Source organism: Paenibacillus sp. FSL H7-0331 (assembly GCF_001956045.1).
In genome coordinates this window covers 189,169-214,870 of sequence record NZ_MRTH01000008.1, presented here as the reverse complement: position 1 = coordinate 214,870, position 25,702 = coordinate 189,169, and the positions used below count along the sequence as shown (strand labels likewise).

Annotated in this window: 18 protein-coding genes; 5 read left to right on the top strand and 13 right to left on the bottom strand. The window is 48.0% G+C overall.

Translation table 11 applies throughout. The annotated features are described in order from the left end of the window. Window positions 1-11 precede the first annotated feature (11 nt). The 8 genes from BK127_RS14345 to BK127_RS14315 form a co-directional block, all read right to left on the bottom strand. Window positions 12-980, bottom strand: a complete 969-nt coding sequence (locus BK127_RS14345; protein ID WP_076231129.1) for an ABC transporter permease — start codon at window positions 978-980, stop codon at window positions 12-14. A gap of 259 nt (window positions 981-1,239) precedes the next feature. Continuing rightward, window positions 1,240-4,872: an S-layer homology domain-containing protein gene (locus tag BK127_RS14340; protein ID WP_076231127.1), complete on the bottom strand. Its 3,633-nt coding sequence runs from the start codon at window positions 4,870-4,872 to the stop codon at window positions 1,240-1,242. Between the two features lie 23 nt (window positions 4,873-4,895). Then, the gene (locus BK127_RS14335; protein WP_076231124.1) at window positions 4,896-8,405 is read right to left on the bottom strand and encodes a cupin domain-containing protein; all 3,510 of its coding nucleotides are present in this window, start codon (window positions 8,403-8,405) and stop codon (window positions 4,896-4,898) included. A gap of 261 nt (window positions 8,406-8,666) precedes the next feature. Then, complete coding sequence (locus BK127_RS14330) at window positions 8,667-9,734, bottom strand: glycoside hydrolase family 88 protein (RefSeq protein ID WP_076231122.1); 1,068 nt, start codon at window positions 9,732-9,734, stop codon at window positions 8,667-8,669. A 71-nt stretch (window positions 9,735-9,805) separates the two neighbouring features. Next, window positions 9,806-10,672: a carbohydrate ABC transporter permease gene (locus BK127_RS14325; protein WP_076231119.1), complete on the bottom strand. Its 867-nt coding sequence runs from the start codon at window positions 10,670-10,672 to the stop codon at window positions 9,806-9,808. Between the two features lie 11 nt (window positions 10,673-10,683). Further along, window positions 10,684-11,547: an ABC transporter permease gene (locus BK127_RS14320; protein WP_256711307.1), complete on the bottom strand. Its 864-nt coding sequence runs from the start codon at window positions 11,545-11,547 to the stop codon at window positions 10,684-10,686. Beyond that, a complete protein-coding gene (locus BK127_RS44800) occupies window positions 11,501-11,722 on the bottom strand; it encodes a hypothetical protein (protein WP_256711306.1) in 222 nt (73 codons plus the stop codon). The genes BK127_RS14320 and BK127_RS44800 overlap by 47 nt, the downstream gene beginning before the upstream one ends. A 66-nt stretch (window positions 11,723-11,788) precedes the next feature. Continuing rightward, window positions 11,789-13,345 carry an extracellular solute-binding protein gene (locus BK127_RS14315; RefSeq protein WP_076231114.1) on the bottom strand — a complete coding sequence of 519 codons (1,557 nt, stop codon included), beginning with the start codon at window positions 13,343-13,345 and terminating at the stop codon, window positions 11,789-11,791. 273 nt (window positions 13,346-13,618) lie between these two features. On the opposite strand from BK127_RS14315, the gene BK127_RS14310 reads away from it, so the two are divergent. After that, a complete protein-coding gene (locus tag BK127_RS14310) occupies window positions 13,619-15,898 on the top strand; it encodes a helix-turn-helix domain-containing protein (RefSeq protein ID WP_076231112.1) in 2,280 nt (759 codons plus the stop codon). 103 nt (window positions 15,899-16,001) lie between these two features. On the opposite strand, the gene BK127_RS45540 is transcribed toward BK127_RS14310, so the two are convergent. The 3 genes from BK127_RS45540 to BK127_RS14295 all read right to left on the bottom strand — a co-directional run bounded on the left by BK127_RS45540 (window position 16,002) and on the right by BK127_RS14295 (window position 18,965). Then, on the bottom strand, window positions 16,002-17,441 hold the full coding sequence (locus BK127_RS45540; RefSeq protein WP_083689302.1) for a DUF4183 domain-containing protein: 1,440 nt from the start codon (window positions 17,439-17,441) through the stop codon (window positions 16,002-16,004). 316 nt (window positions 17,442-17,757) lie between these two features. Further along, complete coding sequence (locus BK127_RS14300; RefSeq protein ID WP_076231107.1) at window positions 17,758-18,264, bottom strand: DUF402 domain-containing protein; 507 nt, start codon at window positions 18,262-18,264, stop codon at window positions 17,758-17,760. Window positions 18,265-18,311: 47 nt separating this feature from the next. Beyond that, on the bottom strand, window positions 18,312-18,965 hold the full coding sequence (locus tag BK127_RS14295; RefSeq protein ID WP_256711305.1) for a hypothetical protein: 654 nt from the start codon (window positions 18,963-18,965) through the stop codon (window positions 18,312-18,314). A 96-nt stretch (window positions 18,966-19,061) separates the two neighbouring features. Between BK127_RS14295 and BK127_RS44780 the strand changes: the two genes are divergently transcribed. Together BK127_RS44780 and BK127_RS44775 are read left to right on the top strand one after the other, a co-directional pair. Further along, window positions 19,062-19,211: an AbrB/MazE/SpoVT family DNA-binding domain-containing protein gene (locus BK127_RS44780; protein WP_256711304.1), complete on the top strand. Its 150-nt coding sequence runs from the start codon at window positions 19,062-19,064 to the stop codon at window positions 19,209-19,211. A gap of 33 nt (window positions 19,212-19,244) precedes the next feature. Beyond that, window positions 19,245-19,478, top strand: coding sequence for a type II toxin-antitoxin system death-on-curing family toxin (locus BK127_RS44775; RefSeq protein ID WP_083689320.1), 234 nt, complete (start codon window positions 19,245-19,247; stop codon window positions 19,476-19,478). Window positions 19,479-19,625: 147 nt separating this feature from the next. Here the strand turns inward: BK127_RS44775 and BK127_RS14285 are convergent, their stop codons facing one another. Beyond that, window positions 19,626-20,702 (bottom strand): NAD(P)H-dependent flavin oxidoreductase, encoded by a 1,077-nt coding sequence (locus BK127_RS14285; protein WP_076231102.1) that lies wholly within the window; start codon window positions 20,700-20,702, stop codon window positions 19,626-19,628. Between the two features lie 388 nt (window positions 20,703-21,090). Between BK127_RS14285 and BK127_RS14280 the strand changes: the two genes are divergently transcribed. After that, complete coding sequence (locus BK127_RS14280) at window positions 21,091-22,512, top strand: N-acetylmuramoyl-L-alanine amidase family protein (RefSeq protein ID WP_076231100.1); 1,422 nt, start codon at window positions 21,091-21,093, stop codon at window positions 22,510-22,512. A 37-nt stretch (window positions 22,513-22,549) separates the two neighbouring features. Beyond that, a complete protein-coding gene (locus BK127_RS14275; RefSeq protein ID WP_076231094.1) occupies window positions 22,550-23,143 on the top strand; it encodes a GerMN domain-containing protein in 594 nt (197 codons plus the stop codon). Between the two features lie 177 nt (window positions 23,144-23,320). Here BK127_RS14275 and BK127_RS14270 read toward each other — a convergent pair whose 3' ends face one another. Beyond that, entirely contained in the window at window positions 23,321-25,663 is a 2,343-nt protein-coding gene (locus BK127_RS14270; protein ID WP_076231091.1) for a helix-turn-helix domain-containing protein, read from the bottom strand. Between the last annotated feature and the right edge of the window lie 39 nt (window positions 25,664-25,702).

The following is a 25,702-nucleotide window of genomic DNA, read 5'->3' as shown; positions in this document are numbered from 1 at the left end:
AGCCTCCTTGGTTACCACAAGCTGGTTTGTCCTACTTTTTTGGCAATCTGGTTGACGGTTAAAATGATGATCATATTTACGACCGAGTTAAATAGGCCGATAGCTGTCGCATAAGAATAATTAGGGGCACTGGAAGCTAGACTGACTGAATATACATAAGTGGAAATGACCTCTGAGGAAGAAATGTTCAACGGATTTTGCATCAAATAAATTTTTTCAAAGCCGATGCCCATAATCGATCCGGCATGCAGGATCAAAAGCGTCACGATCGTCGGCAAAATACCAGGAATATCCACATGCCGGATTCGCTGCAGCCGGGTGGCTCCATCAATAGTGGCAGCCTCATGGATTTCTGGACTGATACCCGATAACGCCGCCAAATAAATGATCGTTCCCCAGCCCGTCGTTTGCCAGATGCCTGACCACACATAAATCGATTTGAACCAATTCGGATCACCCATGAAATTGATCGCGTCCATGCCGAATAAGCCAATGCCCGTGTTCACGATCCCTACTCTCGGATTTAAGAACTGCAGGATCATACCAACCATTACGACTGTAGAAATAAAGAAGGGCATGTAGGTGACAAACTGTACGGTTTGCTTGAATTTGGTACGGAGCGTTGCATTGAGCGCCAGAGCCAGTACAATTGGAAGCGGAAATCCGGCAAGCAGCTCATAAAAGCTGATAATTAACGTATTCCCGACAATTTTGGTAAACTGGTAGGAATAAAAGAACTTCTCAAAATATCCAAGACCGGCCCAAGGACTTCCCCATATGCCATCCGTAATCCTGAAATTTTTGAAGGCCAGCTGAAGGCCAAACATCGGCACGTAGTGGAAAAGAATTAACCAAGCAACCGGCAAAAGAATGATGACGTACAATTGATAATCATGGCGCATTTGTCTGAGCCGTATCCTATAATCTCTTCGGGCCGCTGACATGGCTCTGGCTGCTGGCTTCACGGTTGTAGATTGCATAATAATTAACCACTCCTTTTCAGGACACTAAATATTAAAGCGTTTACATCAATGGATAATAAGTCCAACCATCCCAATTAATTATCAGTTTATACCCATTTCGTGAAAGGCAACATATCCAAATCGAATTCCAAATTTACCCAAATCAGCACTGTTAAAAGACATCTTGATAAAGCTATCCCCTATCATTCACTGCAAATGCAAACATCCCTCACCATAGCTGGCAAGGGATGTTTCGTAGCTTCTGTGTGGTTGGTTATTAACGTGATAGCAGATGCTGCAGGTTATATACAGCTTGTGCGGTTTCTGCGCGATTCGCCAGCTGATTGGGCTGGAACTGGTTATCTCCTCTTCCATTCATTAACCCGATGGAGGCCGCAGCCTGTACGGAGCCAAGAGCCCAGCCCGATACGCTGTTAAGGTCCGATAAGGAAACGTCAACTGTCGATGGCCTTGCGACTCCCGAGCCTTCGTAAGCTCTTACCAGCATTACGGCCATTTCTTCTCGACTGATCTGATCCTGAGGTGCAAAGCTCTTCTCCGTACGTCCTCCAATCAGCTTCGATTCGTATGCTGCCGTCACTGCCTCCGCATACCAATCTGCCGGAGACACATCCTGGAATGGCGCATGGCCTGAAGCCTTCAATCCAAGCGTACGAACCAATAGTGTCGTAAACTCGGCTCTGGTTGTGAAGGCTTGTGGCGCAAAGTTTATATCATTAATGCCATTAACGATATGTCTGGCAGAAAGCACCTGTATGGCATTCGCTGCCCAATGGCTGGACGGAACATCAGAGTAAGACTTGTTGTATTCAAGAACTGTGTACTTGCTGAAATGAGCCAGCTGTACGTTGATCTGCTTGGCAGCAGTATCGATATGTCCGCCTATATATTCCCATTGCCCCGTTTGTTCATTGAGATGGTACACACCGAGCAGCTGTTCCTTAAGGTTGGAACCACCCTCATAGGGTAACGAAACGTCGACAGGCTTATCGAACAAAGCTAACTTCTTAACCGTTCCATCCTTGGAGATAATGGATAAATCTAGCTGGAGCACAGGCGCTGCTGCTTTAATTACGGCTTCCTTGCTGCCCAGAGCTGTAGCAAGCAGGGCTTCCGTGTCCTTCTCTCCTGCCACACTCAGCTTGAAGGAAATCTGTGCGCCCTGTAACGTTTCCTTACTGAGCAATCCGGTTAGCGACTGGATCACAATTGAAGGAAAACGGATAGTCGCTGCTCCTTTTTGGATTTCCAGCCAGCTTCCGCCCAGGAGTGACAAGGCATCAGCTGGTATTAACAGCTCGCTGGCGCCACCGTTCATGCGGATCGTCAGCTTGCCGTCCCTGATTGCCCCAAGATCACTGGCCTGAACAATTTGCTTGTCACCGCTCTTGTCGGCCTCGTTCATACCGGCATCGACTCCGACTCCGGCTGCGGCTCCACCACCACCATCACCACTATTGCTCGCGGACTGGTTACCACCGCTTGTTTTAGCCGAAATACTGGCACCGTTCGACATATTGCCAGCGGCATCTCTGGCTTTTACGACGAGGATATACGTTGTATTCGGATGCAACCCGGTTACAGTGTAGCCGAGATTAGCATTTGCTGTCAGAGAAACCAGCTTGTCGTTTCCATTGTAAACGTCATATCCTGTAACGCCGACGTTATCCGTCGCTGCTGTCCAACTCAAAGTTATACTGCTCGGCGTCCTTCCTGTTGCGCTAACAATCGGATCACTCGGAGCCGACGTGTCTGGCGGATTTATCGGGGCCTCATCAAATGTAACACTTATAACAGGCAACACAGCTTTTGTAATTGTATTCCCTGACACAGAAGTCAAGTTGGCGTTGTTCACCTGTAAGCTGGTGTTTTGACTTGGGTTCAATACTTTAAAAAACAGCGTAACATAAGGCTTGGTCCTGCTAGTACCAGCTCCGGCTTGAGTAGTACCAAACGAAAGGTGTCCACCTTGTACAGCCAGGCTTTGAAACCCTGTGAGTACACCGTTGTTGGAATAGGACGAATTGTGACTGTCTAGAGCCTCAGGTGTACCGCTGACAAGTCCCGATACCACTTGTTGCAGTTGCAGTATAGCAGGGTCAAAATCGATATCCGATTGTGCTGCATACACATTGTCGATCCCTTGTGCCCATAAATGAACCTGAATCGTGTCCTTTCCAACACTTAGTACGGTGAATTGCGATGAGGCTCCGGTTGAACGCACAGTCACGTTGGCTATAGCCCGGCTCTCTCCGTACACAGCGGTAATAACTGCAGTGCCCTCAGACCTTCCGGTGACTTGGCCAGTGATATCTACCTGGGCCACAGCAGAATTGGATGAGCTAAAGCTGGAAAAACTCGTAACCGGGCTCTCCACTCCATCTGCTGATAGCTGCAGTACAGACGTTAGGTGTGTTGCATCCGGTTGCAGCTCATAAACATCCGAATCCAGTCTAATAGAGCTGACCGATACATGAGCTGCTTTAGATTGACCGCCATAGGTTGCGGTAATAACGGTATGTCCCGCACGAATACCTGCTACATTGCCTATACGATCGACCGAGGCTACGGAAGCATCCGAGCTTGTATAGGTGGCAAGCATCGTAGCGTCAGCAGTGGTTTGATTCGAATATACAGCTGTTACTACGGTCTGATGCACCGATCCTGCCTGCAGATCGTAAGCAACTGAATCCAATAGAAGCTCAGTAAGAATCGGTGTGACAGTGACCGCTACCGAAGCGATTTTCCCGCCATATGTGGCCGATATGACTGTTGATCCTGCACTTTTTCCAGTCACCAGTCCACTCTGGCTAACTGAAGCAATCGACGGGTTACCGGATGTATAAGCGGTATTCGCAGTTACATTACGGGTACCGTTGGAATATACAGCTGTTACCACTGTAGCATGCTCCGAGCCTTGTGTTAGGCTATAAGCAGTTGAATCCAGCTGCAGGCTATTCAAAACAATACCGTCGGTAACCTGTACGGTTGTAGTCGTTGCCTTGCCTGCATAATGCGCAGTAATGGTGGTCGTACCCATGGATCCTGCCGTAACGACTCCTGCCGCGTCCACTTGAGCCACCGATGGATTGGAAGAGTCATACCAGGAAGCCTTCGTCACATTGCCTTTGGTCGCATCGGGATAGATAGCGGTGACGGTTGATGCATGGGTGTGCCCTATGGCCAACTGGTAATCATCCCCCATCGATATCGAAGCGGGCAGCTGCGCTACTTTTAAATCATCAAAATATATCGTTCCGGTCTGGTCGGTGCCCAAAGCGAACCGCAAGAGCGTAGATTCTGCAGCATTATTACGAAAAGCAAATTGGTCTGCCTTCAATTTTCCATCAATATACATATCGTATTTGTTGGTGCTGGTATCCAAAATAAGCTGAATCCGGTACCAGGTGCCAGGCGTAAACGATTGAAGCTTCGTGTTCGTTGTACTATTATATGCCTTGATAAAACCTGCATCGAACAATACACTCACCAGGTTAGTCCCGCTCGTGCTGCCAAACACGTAGGGAGCTGACTTGCTTCCAGCGATCTCTTCGCTTTTCACCCGATAATCAACAACAAATTGACCGGATTGTGCAAGGTTTTTACGATCCGCATTTACCGTACCGGAGGTATTCGTTTTCGTTATTTTGACGCTTTTATCGCTTGGATTACTCGGGTCTTCCACGACCATTATCGAGCCCGATGCCGCTGAAATGGTCCAGTTTGAGCCGGATAAAGCGGCAGACGGATAATTATCAAAGCTCTCATCGACAGTAACAGAAGCCGCTGCTGCCACAGTTGTGACGAACCCAGACACGCCAAGCAGCAGTAGTCCGACTGCCAGTATGGCAGCAGCTGCCCTGAAACAATTTATTATTTTGTTACCCATAGAAAATCCCCTCCCTTTCCTTTCTAGTTATTGATATAAAGTCCCAGCAGGGACAGATCCGTAAGATCGATAATGCCGTTGCCATCCAGATCATGCTGGTAAGGAAAACTCGCCTTGTCTCCAGCAATCGTCCGTCCCCGCTCCTGCCATAAGGCTGCCAGATCGGAGGCAGTCGCCTTTACTCCATTCAACCTTACGCTTCCAGCCTGCTTATCGACGAACAAATCACTGCTGCCGTTAAGTACGAATTTCATACCACTGTCCTCAATTGTGATGGACTGGAGTACATCGCTGCGCGTTGAATATGTCTGAACTGGTGTCACGGTGAAGCTGTCCGTATCACTATCCGGCGCATATTTGGCCACAAAATAAACCCACTCGCCTGCTTTATAGTTAACAGGCGCTGCCGAGTCCGTCAGCTTGACCATGATCTTATCCGAATTGGCAAACTGAACAGTAACGCCATTATTGTCGGATACCCGGACATTTGTCGGGTCCCATAACGCCTTCGTGTACAGATCATCCATAACCTTGCCATTCGTTGTGGTAAAGCCTGCGTTCAACTGATTGATGTCGGCAGTCGATAACCATGTTGGTTTTGCCGTACCTCCCGCTGGCGCATTGACCGCCTTAAGTTCGGGCCAACCGCTGACTTTGGCCGTACCCATTCGCATCTCAGGAGCTGTCGCTTCTCCGGTATCCTTGGTCAGATCGAGCAGAGGTGTACCATCACTGCCATAAATTCCATTGATCCGTACCATTCGCGGATCTACACTGGCTGGAACATACGGATAATCAGGCACCGACATATAGGGAAGACCGATCAATTGATTCAACGATTTATAGCTCTGATCCGAGCTGAATTGAACGGCCAGCACATTGTAAAGTGATTTGCCATTCGTAATATAGTACTGCTTGGTGACGTTCGATTTGGCTGTAGTCACCCCTGTATCCTTGCGTACAAAGTAACCGGGTGTCGACATGTTCGCTGTAGTGGATTTGACATCGTCATATTGCCACTTGTCATTCCCATCCTTGAAATACATGCCCATGATCCGATCAATCTTTGGACCCTTAGACGTCGTGGTACCGGAATCAACCAAATTCTCGATAAAATCAGTACCGGATACGGAAATATGAAGTGGCTGCCTGTTTTCATTTTTGTAATATGCGGAAACCTTTCCTTTACGAAAGGTGTAGTCCTCCAGCTTCTGCTGCTCGCTCGGCACCCACGGATACTGCTGGATCGTACGATGCAGAGCTACAGGTCCGTGAACCGCAATATGCCCCAGATTTGCTGTTTCCCCATAAGAAGGAGTTACCGCACTTGGCCCTTTGATCAGAAATCGCCCCAAATCGGAATTCAAAGCTTGTGCCCAATAAGAGAGGCCTGAAAAATTTCCCATATTAAAGCTGGAGCCGCCGCCTTCATTATGACGTGAGCCTGCAAAAATCCAGCCATCCGCCGCAAGCCTTGAGTTAAAATATTCGGCCATCTCCATACCGTCGGCATGAATGACCGCTTTCAGATCCTTAAACGATGCATCCTGATCAGGAAGCTCCCCTATAATCTCGGCAAGATCACTTAGAGAAACCCCCGCGTAGCTAACGTCGAAGCCTTTGACCTCGTAAAAAATAGATTTTCCATCCACTACCTCCCTGGCTTCATCGCGAAATGCCTTATCAGGCAGATTCGTCCCGGGAATACCTTTGGTATAGTAGTCATAAATTTCAGCTTTTAAAGCGGCATCGTCATAGAGCATAGCAACCTCAATTCCGCCCAGCAAAGCAACCAAAGCCTGATTTTGAGATTTTTGCGTACTGAATTGGACGACCCTCGTCAGCCACTTCCACATAGAGTAAGCCTGTGTCTTTCCTTCTGCAAGCTGAGCTGATGTGAACAGTTCCTGTCCATACTTCAGCGCGCTTGCCAGATTGTGCAGACCAAACGCCGTTGTCGGGTAATCCGCACCCGTTGTGCTGCCGCTTACATAGTAAGGCACATAAGCGGCACCGCTGTTCGCCGCACCAGTAAGCAGCTTGTCGGCATTAGCAGGATTATCGATGGTTTGCACACGGTTATGCATATAAAAGTCGAGCGTTTTCCTCGCCTGCTTCGCCAGCAGAGCATCAGTTTTCCCTGTTATTTCCCATATGTAGGCGAATAGTCCAGCCGCACCAAACCCAGCCTCCGTGCTGCTGCTCTGCTGATCGATCCCGATAAACGAAGCATTGTCAAAAATAACTGTACCGATCGCATGGTCCAGCAGCAGCTCAAAGCTCATCGTATACACTGGGTATTCCGTATCAAAAACCCCACTGATTTCACCCCAATTGCCGTCAGTAGAACCACCATAAAAAGTTCGACTGCCAATGACTTGACCAGATTTATCCTTGTAGCTGATTTTGGCAGCGACTCCCTTGCCATCCGCTGCCGTAAAGCCTGGCAATGTCTTATACTTGACTGAAAAAATTCGGTAATCGCCACCAAACTGCCGTGTACCATTAGAGGAAGCCGTTGCATTCATGCTGAGCGAAGCCACCGTATCTGCTGAAGTGGAAACAATCTGCCCACCTTTTCCAGATACGCCATTAGCTAAAGTCTGGTTGATCGCCGCTTCGGGTCCGCTTGCATTCAATTGCTTGTTTGCCGTCCATGCAGGTGTCGAGTCAAAATTCGCATTTGGAATCGCTGCCGCTCCTTTATTACCAACCTGCACTCCTGCAGACCCTGCAGCCGTCGAAATCGAGCTGTCGATCCGCATGAGACGGATGCCGTCCAGATAAACAGTACCCATTGCCCCATCCAGTCCGGCTTCGATCACGATTTGGGTAGGCTGAGTCGAAGGAACCGTGACAAGACCACGCAGCTCCTTCCAGTCCTGTGTGCCTTGATTTACGGCAACCATAGTCGAATTACCGAGATCCGCTCCGCCAGCATCCTTGAAGGATACTTTTACATAGACGCCTTTCCCCGAACCACTTAGCTGCTCGGTCTTGACGTAAGCGCTCAGCAGCAGCAGACTGTCCTGCTTAACGACTGCGGTTGCAGGCGTTACATAATCTACAAGCACATCCAGCGGATTGGAGATCGTCTGTTTAAGTGAACCATCGCTTTCTGACAGCGCTTCCAATTTAAGCATGCGTGCGCCTTCATAGGATGTTTCCAGATCATGTATCCAGGTTAAATTTGATGTACCTGTATAGCTCCAACCATCAGGCGTACTGGATGTGCCCTGCTCAAAGCCCATATTGGTTGTTATGTTGCCAGTAACCAGATTACCGGCGCTGATTGTCACCTTTTGCGGAAAATTATCGATTCTGCCATCAGGCTGCTGGTTGTTTAACAGATTGGTTTTGAAAAACTGCAGCTGTTTTTCCGCGGTGGCGACGTCGGGATACACCCGGTCCACGCGGTCCAAAAACAAATTTGCGTCCGATGTTATTGCTGATGATTCTGCCATTATTGGACTTGTCATAGTGGATACGGACACTAGCATGGCCAGCGCGGTTGCAATAATTTTTGTTTTCATTGGTTTATCCTCCTATATTTTTGACCCTCCCAAACCCTCCCTATAGGGAGGGCCCCAAAGGGCGCTGCCCTCTGGACTCCCTTGGCACGTGTGCAAGGCTTTTGTGTTCTCGGGGCGCTTATTGTCCCTGCGGGACACGCTTGGTCTCGTGCTGCGCTGTACAGTGGGGCAGGGATTGGTTTACAGTGAATGGGGTGCGTTGGATTCGTTCCTGCGGAACATCATGACTTTACCTCAACCCTAAATGAATATAATTATGAGCTAGAGCTTATTGCGCTTCAGTAACGCGCTGATTAGTAGAAGGGCTAAAGCTTGGCCGTATGGGGTTGGGGTTATTTTCACCTCGTTATAGGCCTCGATCGTTGGCATGACGGGGGTACCGCCGGAAACACCATGAACGGCGCCGTATACGTCTACGTGAATCATGACAGCTTCGGCTGCTTTGCATACCGACTCTTGGAGCTGCGAACGCAGGATATCATCGGTGATAAGACCTGTACGTAAGGCTACCTCGAAGCCATACGCAATACCGGCTGTGGCTGAGGTTTCCAGATAAAAGTCTGGTCGATCCATGACGGTATGCCACATGCCATTAGCGGTCTGAAGCTTGAGTAATCCTTGTACCAAGGCGGTGTAGCGTTCCCCGATTTCTACCGGAATCGGGGTCAGATGCTGGACCTCGGCGACAATTTCCGGGACACCGAACGTCACCCATGCATTCGCGCGTCCCCATCGTGCAGCTGACATGTGATTACGATTATGGCCATCGAAGCCATGGAACAATACGCCTGTCGCTTCGTCCTGAAGCATCTGCAGATGAATGACAACCTGCTTAACGGCTTCGCGTGCCATCGCTTCATCTTCGGTTAGTGACGCCAGACGCGCCAAAAATAAAGCGCCAACAACAAGTGTATCCGCCCACAGCTGCTCCGGGAAATCAACACCTTCGGTTACCGTATGCTCAAAGCCGCCTTCCTTGGTGCGCGGCGCTTCGTTCATCAGCCATTCGCCGTGCTCACGTATGAGCGGCATCCACTCTGCTGCCGCTTCTGGCTGCTTGCGCAGCAGCTCGGTCAGCGCTGCGAACGGTGCCGTCGAATTAATAACACGCTGTTGTGCCGCCTTATGTCGATTGTCCCTCATCCAACGCCACAAGTACTCATCTACCTCATCCGAGCCTATCGCTTCACCGTAGGCAACGGCAGCAATGAGACCGACGCCAGGCTTCCAGTCCCAATTGCCCATATTGCGCTGCCAATCGTTCTCCGGGGCCGTTACCATGTACGCATAAACCTGCTGCGCTTTGTCCAACAGCTTTTGGGTATCCATCCTTGTTTTCCTCCTCCCACTATTTACGGCAAGCTTCTTATATTCACGATACATCATCAAACGTTAAACCATTAACCCTTTACCGAGCCAATCATCGCGCCTTTGGCGAAATATTTTTGCAAGAAAGGGTAAATCAGCAAAATCGGAACCGTTGCAATAATGATCATCGCCATTTTTACGGTAACGCCGATTTTCGGAACCTCTCCGGCCATTGCCGCATCAACGGCATCGCTGGTCATTTGCATCAATATTTGCCGCAATAACACCTGCATCGTCATTTTGCTAATATCACTGTTGTACATAACCGCTTGAAAAAACATATTCCACTTGGATACCGCATAAAACAGCGTCAACGTCGCGATAACTGGCAGCGAGATCGGAATGACAATACGCAGCAATACGCCGATATCGTTACAACCGTCTATTTTGGCCGATTCCTCCAGCTCCGTTGGCAGAGATCGGAAAAAGCTGACCATAATCATCAAATTGAACACGCTGAGCGCACTCGGAATGATCAACGACCACAAGGAGTTCAACATCCCAAGCTCCTTGACCAGCAAATAGGACGGAATGATTCCCCCATTGAACAGCATCGTAAAAAAAGCAATAAACAGCATGACGCCCGTACCCTTGATCGTTCTTTTGGAGAGTGGATACGCAAGCGTCGTAGTGAGCAGCATGCTTACTGCCGTACCGACAATGGTAATGAAGACCGTATTTTGAAAGGTTTGAATGAATTGACGGTTTTGAAATACGGCGTTATAGGCTACTGTCGTCCACTGCTTAGGCCAAAATAACAGCTGTCCCTCGTAAACCAGATGCGGTGTGGAGAATGACATCACCAGCACGTTCCAGAATGGAAACACCATCATCAGCGCCATCAGTCCAAGCAGCGCATAGTTCACTAGCTCAAACCCTATTTTTGTTTGTGATTTCATGTGCAATCTCCTTAAAACAAATAATTGTCGCTCGTTTTCTTAGCCAAATAATTCGATCCCAGTATGAGCACCAGACCCACAACCGATTTGAACAGTCCGACGGCGGCAGCAAAGCTGAAATTACCCTGAAGCACACCCGCCTTGAACACGTACGTATCGAATACTTCGGCCACACTGTTGACCATCGGGTTACCCATAATGTACAGCTGATCGAATGACAGGCTCATAATATATCCAATCCGCAGCAGCAGCAGCACAACTACCGTACTCATCAGTGCCGGAATGGTGATTGATCTCATCTGCTGCCAGCGGTTTGCACCATCTACACGCGCTGCTTCATACAGCTCAGGATTAATTCCGGCCAGTGCGGCGAGAAATATTATCGTACCCCAGCCCGCTTCCTTCCAGATGCTTTGCAGCGTAATCATTCCCCAGAACAGCTTGGTGTCCAGCAGCAGCTGTACCTTCGGAAATCCGAGGAAATGAACCAGCTGGGTAACGAGTCCCTCCGAGTTCATCAGTGTTATCGTCAGCGAGCAGATTACGACCCAGGATACAAAATGCGGTAAATAGACAATCGTTTGCACCGTCCGTTGAAACCAATGAGAACGCACCTCATTCAGCAGTAAAGCAAGCACGATCGGCGTAGGGAAAAACAGTACCAGATTGAGCAGGCTGATCACGAGTGTATTGCGCAGCACCAGCCAAAAATCCGGATGCTTAAACAATCTCGCAAAATGTGCAAATCCTACCCAATCGCTATGAAGGATACCTCCGAATGGGTTGTAGTCCTGAAAAGCCAATACAATCCCGTACATCGGGACATAATCAAATAATAAAATAAACGCCATGCCAGGCAGTGCCAGCAAATACATATAGCGATCCGACCATAATTTTTTTCTTAGCTTGCTGCCGGAACGGACTGCTGCTTGGGGACTCCTGCTGGTTGGAACCGATTCCGTTCTCATTGACATCATAATCACTCCCTGTAGAAAGCTCGGGTACGTCCCGATGATCCAGAACGTACCCGCTTGTCATCTTGCTATGCATTCCATTCCTCGTTATTACTATTACTGTGACATTACGAATAAAGCAGCCACAATCACCATATCTGAGCTATTTTCCGTCGGTCGCAGCAATTTCCTCAATCCACTTCGCACCCTCGAAACGGTCATACCACTGTTTTACGATACCATCCCATTCTGACACGTTGATGTTGCCCATAATGACTTTGACAATGCTTGTGTTAATAAAAGCCTCTGCTTCCGCATTGTACTTCGCACCAGTCGGTGAGAATGCAAAATCGAGTGGTTTTGGGATTTTCAAAAATTTCTCCAGCATTTTATTTCCATCAGCGACAATTTTTTGCGCTTCCTCGGAATTTTTCTTGCTGACGAATACTTCCTCTGTCGGCTGCAGCGGCAGCGTAGCAATGAATGTACCTGGCATATCGCGGGAAATCAGGTCGCTTTTCACTTCAGTTTTGCCGTCTTTCTTCACAGAGTGGATATTTTCCACCCCATATAAACTAAAGTTTTGCCCTTCAGGGCTGGCTCCAAAATCAAACCATTCCATCAGCTTTTGCATTTTGGCCGGGTCTTGACCTGCTTTTTTGGAAACGAACATACCGCCATAGTTTACACGTCCTGCAGCTCCTTGCAGACCTGTAGTACCTTTGACAGGCTCAAAGGGCAGCAGCTTTGCAGTAGGGTTCGCTTTTTTGAAATTATCCTCAAAATCATTAACACGAGACATATAATGGAAGAAAATGCCCGCCTGTCCTTTGCCAACTACCTTCGATTCAGCTGTTCGACCATCGGTTACCGCGAAGTCGGGGTCGATCAGACCGTCCTTGAACGCTTTGTTCATCCATGTTAAATATTCCTTAAAAGCCGATGTCGCAAAGTTAGGCACGTATTTGCCATCAGGCTGCTTTACCCATTTATCCTGAATGCCAAAAGGCTTCTGCAAGCCGCCTATTCCAACAAAAGCATTGTTCGCATAGCCAAGCTGTATGCCATAGGTATCTTTTTTACCATTTTTATCAGGGTCGTTTAAGGTGAAGGCTTTAGCAACATTGTAGAGATCATCCAGTGTTTTGGGAGTCTGCAAGCCCAGATTATCGAGCCAGTCCTGACGAATCAACGGCGCATCACCTGAGGCTACAGGGTTGCGGACGTTGGTCACAGCCCAGATCTTATTTTGATATCTTGTGATATCCAGATCCTTTTGCTTTTTCAGGTTCGGGTATTTATCAATGTAATCATCTAGCGGTACGATTTCACCGGCTTTGATCATACCGACAATAAAATCGTCCATCGTCCGCCAAGCGAACGCATCCGGAATATCCCCTGAGGCAATTTGCACACGGATTTTTTCCTTGTAAATCTCGTAAGCATTGACATTGAATTCGAATTGGACGCCCAATTTGTCTTGCAAATACTTCATCGCTTCATTGCTGTCGGCAGAGGTGCTTGGAATTGCATTACCGACGTCATACGCAAGCTTCAGCTTCACTGGACCGCTTGGCGCTTTGGTCGGTGTACTTCCATTAGCAGTTGGAGCGGGTGGATTGCTGCCGCAGGCTGCCGTTACCCCTACTAAAGCAGTCACGAGCATGGTGCTTGCCGTACGTTTCCAAATACGATTATTCATGTTAGTCCCTTTAGTCATCGTTGTTATTCCCCTTTTCGTTAACTATTCGATTGGCTGTGGATCTGGTACTGCTTCGTTAACAATGTACAGCTGCATGGATTGTTCAAGCAATGATCATTACCATCAAATCAACCAAATTTCAGTAAATGACCATTAGAAAGCTATTGATATCGGTGTTTTCCTGCCAATTGTTGGTGGGTATCTTTATGCTTAAATCCGCTTTTTACGCGAAATGACACTTTCCATGCTATAATTTTACGGTTATATTTTTAATAGAAAGGGGAGAACCCTATGCAGCTGCAACGCTCCAAGAAGGTTCAAACGCTGATCATCATGCTGCTGTTGGCCTCCCTCTGCATCACGGCTATGGGTTACACCGTGTACATTGTTGCCACTAACACGTTAACACAAGAGGTGCAGAGTGCCTACCACGTATCTTTGCAGCGCACGCAGGATCGGGTCGAAAGCTATTTCCGACAGATCGATCAATCCGTCCTTCAATTTGAAAAGCTTCCTGCTCTTGAATCGCTCATCACAACGGGGAAGGAAGAAAATAATCTTGAAATATTGACCCTTCTCGAAACGATGCTCCGCATCCAAACGTCGATTGACGACGTCGATAATATTGCGCTCTACCGTCTCAGCAACAAACGGCTGTACAGTACCAATCATCAGGTCACCGACTTTCAAAATGATTACGAGGCCGTGATCGCCAAGTTTGAAGCGATGAACAAGGATACAGCCTTTTTCAATACAACCGTCAAGAAGGCACCCACCGCTATCTATATCCGCAAGCTGCCGATATTTCAGGCGTCGAAGCCACTCTATATGATCCTTCATTTGAATCAGCAGTTTTTCGATCACATACTGGGGTCCACGGACGAAGTGAAAGGCAATTATTTTATACTCGATGAATCCGGTCAAATGCTGCAAAACCGTGGCACGCTAGACAGTGCAAGTCTGATGTTGAATGTGGTGCCGGAGATTACACACGGGCAGTCCTCCTCCAGAGAGCTGTTCGTCGCTCACCTGCCTCCCTCTTACAAAGGTTGGATCTTTGGCTTTGCGATCCCCAATGATGAGCTGTTCACCAAGATCAACCGGATTCGCAATGTCGTGTTTATATTGGCGGGGATTTTACTAGCCATGGCGGCCCTTGTGACTATTCTTTCCACCAATCGGCTGTGGCGGGGCTGGAGTGATATTGTGACCTTGCTTGATGATGCCACAGTTCAATCGGACAAAGAAGAAGGGGTAAGCAAGCGTGCACCTCGGGATGATGAATTCCGATCGATTTACGATAAAATGCAGCACATTAAAGAGACACGGGATGAGCTCAAAGAGCAGGTTAAGGTGCTTACACCTGAAATCCGTGAGGCATTTATTCGTAACATGCTGCACAAAGGACTTCGTTCCCAAGAAGATCTCGACAAATGTGAAAGGTATCAAATTCCGCTGCTGGCGGGCGGTTACGGTTGCTTGTGCGTTGAGATCGATCAGTATAAAAGTATGACCGGCCTCTATTCAGAGGTGGATCTGTATTATTTTGGCTATGGGTTGTCCATGGTGATCCAAGAGGTTATTGACGGTAAGGGCAAAGGGGTCGTCAGCAGCTGTGGCGAGGGCAGATTTCTGGCTCTGATTTCCTTGCCGGACGATGGTCTCGGACAGGGTGCTGTGAAAGCTTTTGTGCAGGACGCCGCAAGTACGATACGCGATTTTATCGAGCAATACTTTCCGTTCACGGTTTCTATCGGAATCAGTCTGGTGCGCAAGGATTACGCTTATTTGAGCTTGTCGTCGCAGGAAGCAGAAGATGCCCTCAAGCATAAGCTTGTAACCGGCACGAACGAGGTCATCCCCATTGATGAGTTTCAACAAGAGGATAATGAGGGGCAAACCACCGCACTGCCTGTCTCCTTTCGCGAGCTGGAAAATGACGTCATCTACGCCATTCGTTCACTTGACCCGGCACTTGCTTACCGTTATACGGATCAATTGAGTACACTTCAAGGCTTGCGATCCCTTAACTATCAATGGCTGCAAAGCCAACTGACAGAAATGGTGTTCTCTATCTACAGGACGATAGGTAGCTCACTGCGCAAGCCCCCTGTCGAGCCGTTAATGGTTGAGCTGATGCAGCTCTCTACGCTTGAGGAATGGATCGGCTGGCTCAAGATCAACGTCATCGACCTGCTCTGCGCCGATCTGCAGCAGGAACATATGGAGCATATGCATAAGGTGGCGAGCCAGCTCTCCATCTACATTCACGAGCATAATGAAGCCGATCTGCGACTGGAAGGCTGCTGCAAAGCACTGAATGTGCCTACCTCTATCGGCAAGCAAGCGTTAAAGGAGGTTCACGATACTACATTCTCGGACTACCTGCTGCACAGTCGCATTGTCAAAGCACAGAATTGGCTGCTTCACAGCGATATGAGCGTGGACGAGATGGCTTCGCGGCTTCAATACAGCAACGCGCAAAATTTTTCGCGTACATTTAAGAAAACCGTCGGCGTCCCTCCGGGGCAATATCGTAAAGAGGTAAGGGAGCAGTCTGACGGAATTTAGAATCCCGGTGATGAATGAAGAACTCATGATGGACACAAACAAAAGCAGCCCGTTCCCCAATGGAATACGAGCTGCTTTTGTTACCTTCATCGCTAACCCTATCTTACGAGACCTGAGCAATAAACTGCAGGGTCTCAAGTGTAATCGGTGTCCCTGCATATATCGTACTGCCATCTGCGAATAAGGTCAATGTATGGGGAGTTACGCTATATGCATTGCCTTCTTGCAGCATCCCGTTGATGAAAAGATTATTATAGCTATTGGTACCCAAGCCTGAAAAAGAGTTGATTAAATTCCCTGCATCATCCCTGAACAAATTAGCTGGAAGCACAGCAGGGTCCGTAAGTACTAAATCTGAGGTTACTATATAATAATAACGATTGGCCACAGGAATGATGGTTACGATCGGGAGAGGGCCAGTTGGACCCGTTTCACCCGTTGCCCCTGTTGGACCTGCCGCACCTGCCGTTCCAGTTGCTCCTTTCTCTCCTGTAACACCCGTCGACCCGGTCGCTCCTGTCACACCCGTCGACCCAGTCGCTCCTGTTTCTCCCGTCACACCTGCCGTTCCGGTTGCTCCTGTTTCTCCCGTCACACCCGTCGACCCAGTCGCTCCCGTCTCTCCCATTACACCTGCCGTTCCGGCCGCACCTGTTTCTCCCGTCGGACCCGTCGCTCCGGCTGATCCCGTCTCTCCCGGCAGTCCCGTTGCTCCTGTCGATCCAGTCGTTCCTGTTGCTCCTGTCACACCCGTCGACCCAGTCGCACCTGTTTCTCCTGTCACACCCGCAGTTCCGGTTGCTCCTGTTTCTCCCGTCACTCCCGTAGACCCAGTCGCTCCTGTTTCTCCTGTCACACCCGTTGCTCCGGCTGCTCCTGTCTCTCCCGTCGGACCTGTTGCTCCGGTCACACCCGTCGACCCAGTCGCTCCGGCTGATCCCGTCATACCTGCCGATCCGGTTGCTCCTGTCTCTCCTGTCACACCCGCTGTTCCGGTCGCACCTTTTTCTCCCGTCGGACCTATTGCTCCGGCTGATCCCGTCATACCTGCCGCTCCCGTTGCTCCTGTCTCTCCCGTCGGACCAGTTGCTCCGGCTAATCCCGTCTCTCCCGGCAGTCCCGTTGCTCCTGTCTCTCCCGTCACACCCGTTGTTCCGGTCGCTCCTGTTTCTCCTGTCACACCCGTCGCTCCGGCTAATCCCGTCTCTCCCGGCAGTCCCGTTGCTCCTGTCTCTCCCGTTGGACCCACCGCTCCGGTCGGCCCTGTCTCTCCGTACTCACCCGTCGGTCCTGTCTCTCCGGTCGCACCTGTCGATCCGGTTGCTCCTGTCTCTCCCCTTGGACCAGTCTTACCTGTTTTGCCTGTTTTGCCTCTTTTTCCTCTCTTGCCTCTCTTACCCGTCTTACCTGTCTTGCCTGTTAGCCCTGTCTTACCCGTTTGGCCTGTTTTTCCTGTCTGACCCGTTAGACCAGTTTGCCCTGTTTTTCCTGTCTGACCTGTTTGACCTGTTAGACCCGGCTGACCTGTCTGATCGTCCATCATAATCCTCCTCCCTGTTTGGTTTTTTTTCAAATTATTAAAAGTATATGAAAAGTAAATCCAACCTGGCACGGTAAATGCCTCGATTGCTCTATAACATACCTATGAAAAGCGTGAGTCATTTCATAAAGTTTGGATGGTAAACTATAAATAATCCTTCTAAAAAATTGTTGGACAACTTTAGAATAAACAATAGACACTATCCATAGAGGACTAGTGTATATTTGTTTGCATTTAGTATAGAACGCCTTTGAACGTTCGCTATTTACAATACCGCTGCCATTCATTGCATTTTTATGTTTACGAGTTTTTATTTCAACTATGGAATTATCCCAATAAATTGCTCTATGGCTCCATCGAACGGAAACAGCTTCTTACTGATTCTTTCCTGCAACCCTTCCAGTTCTTTTCTCGCCCTGTGGATCAGTTCACTTGGATATCCAAATTTTATCGCGTTGCTGGCAAATTCATCTTCATCAACAACCATCCATCGATCATTTCGGTAGACCAGATCAAGATCCAAATCAACGAACGAGACCACATTATCCTGGATTTTCGCTGGCTGATTAATATTGCAATAATACTGGTTGATTTCCCCACCCACAACATCCGCACTGACGGTGAACCAGGAATCAAATGAAAAGAATTCGATGGTCCAATTCTCAACGGTAAATATCTGATCTTTTGTGTAGTGTTTTAGCTTGCGACCCTGCTCACCCAACACGAAAATATGTGTATCTGTCTGCTCAAGAAGTGTAGTGCTCCACTCGTAATGAAGACGGTCACCATATTTCAACGCTTGAACGGTTATCATGTTATTTTCCATATGTTCATTAATCCTTTATCTCTAAAATTGGATCCAGACGTATCCCATCAATCGAGCTGTTTCAATATTTGCTTGGCGAATAAAGACCAATCTTTACTATCTGTATTTATTTCAATTGTAGGAATCAGCGACTTTTTGGATTGCGCTCGAAGCATATCTTGGACATTAAGCAACTCATCGCACTGTGCTGCAATATACGACTTCGATTTATCCAGCCATTGGGCAGGGCTTCGGCTTTGAATCCTCTCTTCTACCGCTTCTGGCGATATGGTTAACAGGATCGTTATTGCTCCTAAGTCCACCAAGGTGCGTTCCAATTCTGTCACCTGAGTTGAGTCTTGGTCAGCAAAAGCCGCTCGATGATTCAGATGGAAACGCTCCAGCACGTAAAAGATACCTCTGCTTTGCCGCGATGCCTGCCCTAATGCTTCTGCCCACTGATTCAACTCCTGAAGCATAGCAACACGTTTATGTAAAAGCTCCAAATGCTCTTCTCTATGTAAAGCAACCAACTCACCATGGACTCGGTTTAATACCTGGGAATAATGCTCACCGAGAATTACCACACTCCGTTCAGCCTGTTCTTCCTGTGCTTGAAGCAGCTTGAGCGCTTTTAATGTGGAGGTTTTTCCTGCATGGGAATACCCTTCCAGAATAACTCCCCTGATTTGCCCCATTAACAATCCACCACCTTTATTCATAATGATGCTTAGCACCTGTTTCACCTATACATAAATAGAGCACCTTATTGTACAATCATTACATCAGTCAAATAGTATAACAAGGAGTAATTTTACATGAGTAAGTTGAATGAAATAGAAAGAAAGGTTACGAAGTTCGGTGACAGCCTGGTTATTATCATGACGGATGCTTTACAACAGCTCGGACTTGAAGCAGGGGATACAGTACGCATTGCTGTACATCAAAGTGATGGAGAACGACCGTAAGCATCAGCTTTTGGCGATGATGTTTATCAGACTCTGTATGAGAAAGCTGCGGCATTATTCGAGTCTCTGGGTCAAAATCACCCATTCCAAAAAGCTAACATACGGACAGCCTTTACTGCTTTTGTTGTTTCCCTGCATTACAATGGCTGCCGCTTTTCTAATGATCATCAAGCAGCCGAAGATTTCACCGTAGATATGGTTAACCATAGATATTCCTTCAAAGAAATTGTTGGGATCATCGAGGAACACTGTATAGCTTTAAAGTAAAGAAGAGGTTCCATCCCAAAAAGAGACCCACATCAACGGGATGTGGGTCTTCATTATATATATTAATAAGGGGGGATACATGTAGTATAAGCGGGAATCCTTAATCCAAGATGAAAATTAGATTTCATTTTGATTACAGAACTACACTTAAGACAAGATGGACATGGCTTGTTGGACCGTTTCGGCGACAATATCCTCAGCCCGTTGTCCGGAAGTCAGCAGCCTTGTACCTTGTCCTGCCCACAAGGACATATAGTCAGCATTGTTGTGCTTGGCAGCGGCATTCCTGATATCCCGGGTCACCGTATTTTGCGTTGGAAAAGGAAGCGGCTCGATGCCGCTCGCATCCCATTGTCTAATAAACAGATTACGTATTCCCCTTGCCGGACGGCCCGAAAAGGCCTTGGTGATCACGGTACTTTCTTCCGTGCTTGCCAATAGAGCTTGCTTGTAGGTATCATGCGCTCCAGATTCTACAGCCGTTAGAAAACGCGTGCCCATCTGCACACCCTGAGCACCAAGAGCAAGCGCGGCGACGAGCCCTCGTCCATCCATAATACCTCCAGCAGCAATAACTGGAATCTTAACGTGATCAACTATTTGCGGTGTTAAAGCAAACGTACCGATATTGGCACCTACGGGATGCTCCTTCACATCGAACGTTCCCCGATGCCCCCCCGCTTCACTTCCTTGAGCGACAATACAATCGCAGCCGGCCTGCTCAGCCAGTATAGCTTCACGCACTGTCGTGACCATCGTGACAATTCGTATACCAGCAGACTTTGCTTGCTGAACGAACGGTTCTGAGAGTACACCGAACGCTGTGCTGATGACTGGAACCTTTTCCTCCAACACAACGGAAAGCTGCTCCTGAAAGTGATCTGGTGTGCTTACGGGTTCTTGTGTTGCATGAGTAACTCCAAGCACATTACGCAGTCGGTTGAGCTCTCCTTGAACTTCCCCAATTCGGGTGTTGTTATCCGGCACTTGTATCGCAAACAGGTTAACGGCAAAAGGTGCATTCGTTAGCTGGCGAATTTCTCGTATCGCTTCGCGAATCGCCTTCGGATCCATGTATGCTGCTCCCAGCGTCCCCAGTCCACCTGCGTTTGACACGGCGGCCACCAATTTAACCGTTGATGGACCTCCTGCCATACCTGCCAGAAAGATCGGGTAACGGATATTAAACAACTGACAAACCTCTGTCTTCAATTGAATGCTCAATGTGCTTCCTCCTCATAAACTGATTACGGCATAACGCTCCTATCGTCAACATCGCTAGTATAGAACGAAAAGAAACACAAGTAAAATGAGTGATAAGCTTTATATATTGAATTCGTTGAAATCGGCGCAACCAAGCGGCTTTATCCCCTTACAGCCTCTCTTTTCGACTTCATATCGGAATTTCTTTCAAAAAAAATGCAACGTTTCTCAATAAATGGAGTCTAATAATATAACGCTTGCTGTCGAATAGGAGGTCATGCCGGCAAATAAACGTTTCAACACACACTTGAACCCTTAATGAAGGAAATGCTCGTAACTGTCGAATTGTCCGTATCTGATGATGGTATAGTGTCACAACCAACTATGAAAGGTTTTTTAGAGGTGAATGATGAAATTGAAGTGGATGTATACCCTTTTATTGCTGCTTATCGCATTTATGCTTCCTGCTATGGCATCTGCCGCTCCTGCTCCTGTAAATTCCGCCGCTGGCGTCCCTTTATTTTTTAATGGAAAAGAACTGAAGCCCGAAGTGGCACCCCGCATTATTAAAGATGTCACCATGGTACCTGTCCGGATTATTGCTGAGGAGCTGGGCTCCAAGGTAACCTGGAATCAGGAAGCTCAAAAAGTAACGATAACCAAAAATACGCAAAAAATCGAAATGGTCATTAATCAGCTCACGGCTACCGTTAACGGGGATAAATTCAAGCTGGATTCAGCCCCCTTGCTGATTGAAGGAAATACCCTGCTGCCCGTTCGATTTATTGCCGAAAATATGGGCATCGACGTGAGCTGGAACGACGTTAAGAGAGCTGTCTACTTGAACGAAAAAGTCGCTCAGACTACACCAACACCTGGTACACCAGGCCAACCTGTTGATGTGACGGACAAGCCTGCTACGGATAAGCCCGTTTCGGTTGCCAATGGCAATTCTTCCTTGGCCACAATCAAGAAGATCGATATGACAGCCTCCCAATTGCTAATCAAGGCGGACACGGGGGAATTAAAGCCCACACTGTTTACTTTGAAAAATCCTGAACGGATTGTTCTCGATATTCCCAATGCAACACTCGATTCGACCCTCTATAAAGACGAGGCTAACAAAAGTGGTACAACTGTGTCCGCAAATGTGTATGTCAGCAATGTGCGCTACTCCCTGTATGCGACCAGTCCCTCTACAGTTCGGATTGTATTGGATATGAAGGACTCCATGGATTTGAACTGGGTTTCCGGAATGGGTACGGCCTCTTTAGTCGGCAGCATCCAGAAACCAGCCAAATATCGAGTTGTCATTGACCCCGGTCATGGAGATCAGGATCCAGGCGCCAAAGCCGCCAATGGCAGCAATGAAAAAACCTTTAATCTTTCTATGGGGCTAAAGGTGTACAAGCTGCTCCAGCAGGAAGCCAATATTCAACCTTATATGACGCGTAACGATGATACCTTTATCCCATTGGATGATCGCGCCAAGTTTGCGAATGACTTGAATGCCCATGTTTTTGTTTCCATTCACGGGAACAGCTATTTGGCGACATCTACAGGAACTGAAACGTATTATTACAAATCGGATAGTACCGAATTCGCCAAAATTATGCACAAGCATTTAGCAGCGGCAACGGGACTTGCTGATCGCGGTGTGCGTCAAGAGCCCTTCCGTGTGGTTAAAGTAACTAATATGCCGGCTGTACTGCTGGAGGTAGGTTATTTGTCCAATCCAACGGATACCGCGTTGATGTTTAACGAGGATTTTCAGAACAAGGTTGCTGGGTCGATTGTTGCAGGTATTAAGGAACAGCTTAACATCAAGTAAGTCAGAATCGTACGTGTAGAAAAAGGTGGTGGTCTTGATGAACAAACATACAATCATCGGATTCGTTCTGACAGGAGCAATTGCCATGGCCTTATCGGGCTGCGGACAAAAGCCTGCGAGCAGTGGGATGACCTCTCAAGGCTCAAGTGGACAGAATCCGGTTAGCAGCAGTGTAGTACCTCCCACTCCCAAGCCGGAGGTGACTCCTACACCTACGCCGGTCGAGAGTAAGCCCATCCAAGCCCATATCAAAGCCTATTATGGTGATGAGCAGGCGACCAAGCTGGTGGAGAAGGAAGTAACCATCAACTATCCGGAGGACAAGGAAAAGTACACAACCGCGCTATGGACGTTGAAAAAAGCTCCTGCGGACAGTAAGCTGGTCCCTTTGGCTGATGCACTTGGCTTTAAATCTGCCATATTAAAAGATAAAAAGCTGACGCTGGACATCACGGTTTCCGGAGAAGGGCGTCTCGGCGCTCCCGGAGAGGCTATGCTGCTGCAGGCTATCCAAAAAACTTTATTTCAATTCCCCGAAGTCGATTCCATCGATATCCTGGTGGACGGCAAGCCGGTTGAATCGTTAATGGGTCATATGGACCTGCCTCATCCGATGAAACGAGCAAAGTAGCACTTCAAGGGTAAATGTTACCTACACATAAGGCTTCGCCGTCCCGATGGGATAGCGAAGCCTTGTTTTGTTGTTGCTAATGTCATTTTATTCGGAAATCCCGGGAGGGGTGATTGGATATGAATTGGCACCTGTAGGACGTGATTTGATGACTCCGGCGTACTGCAGCGCTGTGACCTAACCGGGCCACAGCGGAGAGTTTTCTTCCTTTTCCCGGAATTGACCTGGGGTCATATTTTCTTTTTTCTTAAAAATCCGATTGAAATAGGTTGATTGATAGCCAACCATCTCGGCAATTTCGTTGATGCGCAGATTCGAGTTCTTGAGCAGCTCCTTAGATTTCTTGATCCGGTAATCCGTCACATAGTCGATAAAATTAATTCCAGTCACTTCTTTAAACGCTTTACTCAACCGGAACGGATCGACATGATGCAGGTCGGCACACATTTCCAGTGACAGGTCAGTCATATATTTGCTGTGAATCGTAGCTTTGACATCCTCCGCCAACTGCACCAGCTTCACATTTTGCGACTCGACGATATGCTCGATGAACGGCTCCATCACCAGCTTCTCAAAGCAATCGCACATTTGCTGAAGCTCATTATGCTGCAGCAGCTCCTCGTACAGGTTGCTGAGACCGAATACCTTTTGCGGACTGTGACCGGTTTGATATACAACATGCAGCACACTGCCCAGCAGCTGCAGCATGCCTTGGTGTAGCACGGTTTCGATATCGGCATTTTGTCTGAATGCCGCGACGAACTGCTTGAATAAGGCAGTCGATTCCTCGACATTGCCGATACGCAATGCCTGCAGCAGTTCCTTCTCCAGCTCAAACGGATAAAAGGCCGCACCCTCGCCCTGAATGATCAGATCCTCCAAATACAATATTTGCGCCGTTTCATGCACGCTGCGAAAACGCAAAGCCTGCTCGGTCTGCTCATAGCTCGCGTGCATAGCCCGCAGCTCCTCCTCAGACTGGCCGATTACCACAGTCACATCCATCTTCAATAAGCGCTCCAGTGTCTGGATCATTTCACTTGAAAGCTTCATCGTTGTTTGCTTCTCTTCCTCCACAGTCATACCTTCTGGGAACCTAAGCAGAAAACCTACCGTTAAATCCTGAAAGTTGAATACTGAGACGCCGTGGCCCGTGGCCCCAATCAGCTCCTGAATGATGTTGTAGGCGGCGAAGGTGATCAATTGCTCGTCGTCCTCGCTAAATTTCCCCTGAAGCCTGGATATGCCGGAAATTTGGATCAGTACAAACTGTACACGGGCGCTGCAGAGATCCAGACTGTAGTTTTTCAGCCTCTTGCGGATATCCGCTTCACTCAAATGATAATAATGTCCGTATATCAGCTGATACAAAAAGCCTTCACAAAGCGATGGCATCTGCGTCTCCAGCCTGTCCTGCAAAATAAGGCTTTCCGTCGTCAACTGAGCCCAGCGGGATTCGATAAATTCGATCTCATCCTGATGGACAGGAGGTTCAGATTCGGATTCGGATTTCTCGGGAACAAATAAGGACATCATCCGCGATATAGGCGAGTACAGCCTTCTTGAGGCTACCCAAGCAAGAATAAGCAGTATAATGAATGTTACAGCAGTAATACCCGCAATAATCCTCGTGACAAGCACGACAGGCTCGGTTAATTTGTAAATCGGCGTTGCCAGTAAAAATTTCCACTTCATTCGGGGGACGATTCCATTGGAAATGAGGTATTCATTCCCGTTCCAGGAGAACACATAATTCCCTTCTCCATCATGACCCTTCAAGCCCGACGCGAGCAGTGCCGCATCCTCACGTTTCTCAAACGTACCGGCAGACAGCAGCTCCTGATTTTCATTCATCAGCAATGTATAGCCTTCACGGTAAGGATTAATTTGACCGATAAACGATGAAAATTTCACCGGGTCAACCTCAACGATAATAGCTCCAAAAGGATGGGAGGATTCTGCCGGGATTTTATGCATTAAGGCCATATCTTTATTAAGGACGTTGCTGGATTCATTCAGACCGTAGCTCCAGTACATATCACCCGGCCGCTTGAAGGCATCCCTGTAACGGTCACGCTTCTCCGTATTATAAATGCGGGAAACGCCGTTCATATTGGAAATGAGCAAATCCTGATCCGCAATGTAGATTTCAATATTTTTAATGAAGGAGATTGAATTTTCCATAGCTCCCAAAGCGTTCATGATAGATCTTATCGTGGATAATTCCTGATAAAAATCTACATGCTCCAAATAATCGCCAAAAATCTGATTGACCGCCCAATTTCGTACCGTAAATTCAAACTGAGTAAGCTGCTGGTTCACACGCTGTGTCATCTGCTGGATCAGCAGCTCATGTGTTTGGTTAATCTGTTCCTTAAGCTCTTTCGTCGCAATGACATTGATACTGATGGATAGCAGCATCGGCGGCAGTATAATGACCGTAAGCAGCAGCAACAGACTTCTCCGAAACCAGGTCCTCCTTTTATCCATAATGCCGAATAGCTTGGTGAATAATCCCATACAGTTGCCTCCCCTGGTGAGGTTGAATACGCTTGATAT

Bases quoted from the DNA above. Each gene is read 5' to 3' on its own strand.
- BK127_RS14280 (WP_076231100.1), top strand. From the start codon at position 21,091: ATGAAATTGAAGTGGATGTATACCCTTTTATTGCTGCTTATCGCATTT.
- BK127_RS14275 (WP_076231094.1), top strand. From the start codon at position 22,550: ATGAACAAACATACAATCATCGGATTCGTTCTGACAGGAGCAATTGCC.
- BK127_RS14315 (WP_076231114.1), bottom strand. From the start codon at position 13,345: ATGACTAAAGGGACTAACATGAATAATCGTATTTGGAAACGTACGGCA.
- BK127_RS44780 (WP_256711304.1), top strand. From the start codon at position 19,062: ATGAGTAAGTTGAATGAAATAGAAAGAAAGGTTACGAAGTTCGGTGAC.
- BK127_RS14310 (WP_076231112.1), top strand. From the start codon at position 13,619: ATGCAGCTGCAACGCTCCAAGAAGGTTCAAACGCTGATCATCATGCTG.
- BK127_RS14270 (WP_076231091.1), bottom strand. From the start codon at position 25,663: ATGGGATTATTCACCAAGCTATTCGGCATTATGGATAAAAGGAGGACC.
- BK127_RS44800 (WP_256711306.1), bottom strand. From the start codon at position 11,722: ATGCATAGCAAGATGACAAGCGGGTACGTTCTGGATCATCGGGACGTA.
- BK127_RS14345 (WP_076231129.1), bottom strand. From the start codon at position 980: ATGCAATCTACAACCGTGAAGCCAGCAGCCAGAGCCATGTCAGCGGCC.
- BK127_RS14330 (WP_076231122.1), bottom strand. From the start codon at position 9,734: ATGGATACCCAAAAGCTGTTGGACAAAGCGCAGCAGGTTTATGCGTAC.
- BK127_RS45540 (WP_083689302.1), bottom strand. From the start codon at position 17,441: ATGATGGACGATCAGACAGGTCAGCCGGGTCTAACAGGTCAAACAGGT.
- BK127_RS14335 (WP_076231124.1), bottom strand. From the start codon at position 8,405: ATGAAAACAAAAATTATTGCAACCGCGCTGGCCATGCTAGTGTCCGTA.
- BK127_RS14320 (WP_256711307.1), bottom strand. From the start codon at position 11,547: ATGTATTTGCTGGCACTGCCTGGCATGGCGTTTATTTTATTATTTGAT.
- BK127_RS14300 (WP_076231107.1), bottom strand. From the start codon at position 18,264: ATGGAAAATAACATGATAACCGTTCAAGCGTTGAAATATGGTGACCGT.
- BK127_RS14325 (WP_076231119.1), bottom strand. From the start codon at position 10,672: ATGAAATCACAAACAAAAATAGGGTTTGAGCTAGTGAACTATGCGCTG.
- BK127_RS14340 (WP_076231127.1), bottom strand. From the start codon at position 4,872: ATGGGTAACAAAATAATAAATTGTTTCAGGGCAGCTGCTGCCATACTG.
- BK127_RS14295 (WP_256711305.1), bottom strand. From the start codon at position 18,965: ATGAATAAAGGTGGTGGATTGTTAATGGGGCAAATCAGGGGAGTTATT.